At 47.8% G+C, this 3,271-nt stretch carries 1 rRNA gene; it reads right to left on the reverse strand.

Annotation, left to right across the window (positions count from 1 at the left end):
- Positions 1-20 precede the first annotated feature (20 nt).
- Positions 21-2,914, reverse strand: a 23S ribosomal RNA gene (locus tag Q4496_RS17810).
- Positions 2,915-3,271: the final 357 nt, after the last annotated feature.

A 3,271-nucleotide genomic window follows, 5' to 3' on the forward strand; every position in this document is an offset into this window, starting at 1 on the left:
AAAAACTACTTGGGTGTTGTATGGTTAAGCCTCACGGGCAATTAGTATCAGTTAGCTCAAGACCTCACAGCCCTTACACACCTGACCTATCAACGTTGTAGTCTCCAACGACCCTTTAGGGAGCTTAAAGCTCCAGTGAGAACTCATCTCAAAGCCTGCTTCCCGCTTAGATGCTTTCAGCGGTTATCAGTTCCGAACGTAGCTACCGGGCAATGCTATTGGCATAACAACCCGAACACCAGCGGTTCGTCCACTCCGGTCCTCTCGTACTAGGAGCAGCCCTCTTCAATTCTCAAACGCCCACGGCAGATAGGGACCGAACTGTCTCACGACGTTCTAAACCCAGCTCGCGTACCACTTTAAATGGCGAACAGCCATACCCTTGGGACCGACTTCAGCCCCAGGATGTGATGAGCCGACATCGAGGTGCCAAACACCGCCGTCGATATGAACTCTTGGGCGGTATCAGCCTGTTATCCCCGGAGTACCTTTTATCCGTTGAGCGATGGCCCTTCCATACAGAACCACCGGATCACTATGACCTACTTTCGTACCTGCTCGACGTGTCTGTCTCGCAGTTAAGCTGGCTTATGCCATTGCACTAACCGTATGATGTCCGACCATACTTAGCCAACCTTCGTGCTCCTCCGTTACTCTTTGGGAGGAGACCGCCCCAGTCAAACTACCCACCAGACAGTGTCCCCAAGCCCGATTAGGGCCCTAGGTTAGAACATCACGCATACAAGGGTGGTATTTCAAGATTGGCTCCACAAAATCTAGCGACTCTGTTTCAACGCCTCCCACCTATCCTACACATGTAGGAGCAATGTTCACTGTCAAGCTATAGTAAAGGTTCACGGGGTCTTTCCGTCTAGCCGCGGGTATACGGCATCTTAACCGCAAATTCAATTTCACTGAGTCTCGGGTGGAGACAGTGTGGCCATGATTACGCCATTCGTGCAGGTCGGAACTTACCCGACAAGGAATTTCGCTACCTTAGGACCGTTATAGTTACGGCCGCCGTTTACCGGGGCTTCGATCATCAGCTTCGTCCGAAAACTAACCGAATCAATTAACCTTCCGGCACCGGGCAGGCGTCACACCGTATACGTCATCTTTCGATTTTGCACAGTGCTGTGTTTTTAATAAACAGTTCCAGCCACCTGGTTACTTCGACTCTCATGTGCTTACGGAGCAAGTCCTTCACACTAGAGAGCGTACCTTCTCCCGAAGTTACGGTACTATTTTGCCTAGTTCCTTCACCCGAGTTCTCTCAAGCGCCTTAGTATTCTCTACCTAACCACCTGTGTCGGTTTGGGGTACGGTTCCTATATATCTGAAGCTTAGAAGCTTTTCCTGGAAGCATGGCATCAATGACTTCATGTCCGTAGACACTCGTCTCGAGTCTCAGTGTTAACAGCAACCCGGATTTACCTAAGTCACCCACCTACATTCTTTCACACGGACTACCAACGCCGTGCTCATCTAGCCTACTCCGTCCCTCCTTCGCAATATATAGAAGTACAGAAATATTAATCTGTTTCCCATCGACTACGCGTTTCCGCCTCGCCTTAGGGGCCGACTTACCCTGCCCTGATTAACATGGGACAGGAAACCTTGGTCTTTCGGCGGGGGAGTTTTTCACTCCCCTTATCGTTACTCATGTCAGCATTCGCACTTGTGATACCTCCAGCAAACTTCTCAATTCACCTTCAACGGCTTACACAACGCTCCCCTACCACTCATAATAAATTATGAATCCGCAGCTTCGGTGACTAGTTTAGCCCCGTTACATCTTCCGCGCAGACCGACTCGACTAGTGAGCTATTACGCTTTCTTTAAAGGATGGCTGCTTCTAAGCCAACCTCCTAGCTGTCTATGCCTTTCCACATCGTTTCCCACTTAACTAGTACTTTGGGACCTTAGCTGGCGGTCTGGGTTGTTTCCCTCTTCACAACGGACGTTAGCACCCGCAGTGTGTCTCCCGCATATCACTCATTGGTATTCGGAGTTTGCAAAGGGTTGGTAAGTCGGGATGACCCCCTAGCCTTAACAGTGCTCTACCCCCAATGGTGTTCGTGCGAGGCTCTACCTAAATAGATTTCGGGGAGAACCAGCTATCTCCCGGCTTGATTAGCCTTTCACTCCGACCCACAAGTCATCACCGCATTTTTCAACATACGTGTGTTCGGTCCTCCAGTTGATGTTACTCAACCTTCAACCTGCCCATGGGTAGATCGCCGGGTTTCGGGTCTATACCCTGCAACTAAACGCGCAGTTAACACTCGCTTTCGCTACGGCTCCCCTAATCGGTTAACCTTGCTACAGAATATAAGTCGCTGACCCATTATACAAAAGGTACGCAGTCACCAGACTAAATCTGGCTCCCACTGCTTGTACGTATGCGGTTTCAGGTTCTATTTCACTCCCCTCACAGGGGTTCTTTTCGCCTTTCCCTCACGGTACTGGTTCACTATCGGTCAGTTAGTAGTATTTAGCCTTGGAGGATGGTCCCCCCATATTCAGACAAAGTTTCACGTGCTCCGTCCTACTCGATTTCACTTAAAGGTTGCTTTAGTGTACGGGACTATCACCCTGTATCGTCTTACTTTCCAGTAAGTTCCACTAGCGCCCAATAAGCTTAAGGGCTGATTCGCGTTCGCTCGCCGCTACTAACGAAATCTCGGTTGATTTCTTTTCCTCGGGGTACTTAGATGTTTCAGTTCTCCCGGTTCGCCTCGTTAACCTATGTATTCAGTTAACGATACCTATCTTATGATAAGTGGGTTTCCCCATTCGGACATCTTTGGCTATAACGGTTTTTATCACCTCACCAAAGCTTTTCGCAGATTAACACGTCCTTCATCGCCTCTAACTGCCAAGGCATCCACCACATACGCTTAGTCACTTAACCATACAACCCTAAGTAGTCTTTTCTTAAAAGAATCAATTACGAAGTACACCGTGGTGACTAAACCACAGTAATTGTAAAGTCTGACATTTTCACGTACTCAATATATCCGAAGATATAAGATGAGTTACTTGATAAGACATCTTTGCTCTAAGAGCAAGTATGAATTCGATAATACATCCTTGGGGGGATGCATTATCACCATCACAACATTCACGATAAGAGAATGTTATAACAGCTTGGTATTTATACTTACGTTAAACAACAGCGCGACACCGTGTTCAACATATAAATACCGATATTTATATCAGCTTTCCAGATTGTTAAAGAACTCATTTTTAACGCACATTCGGTTAAAAA

This window comes from Colwellia sp. 5_MG-2023, from assembly GCF_030547795.1.
GTDB lineage: Bacteria > Pseudomonadota > Gammaproteobacteria > Enterobacterales > Alteromonadaceae > Colwellia.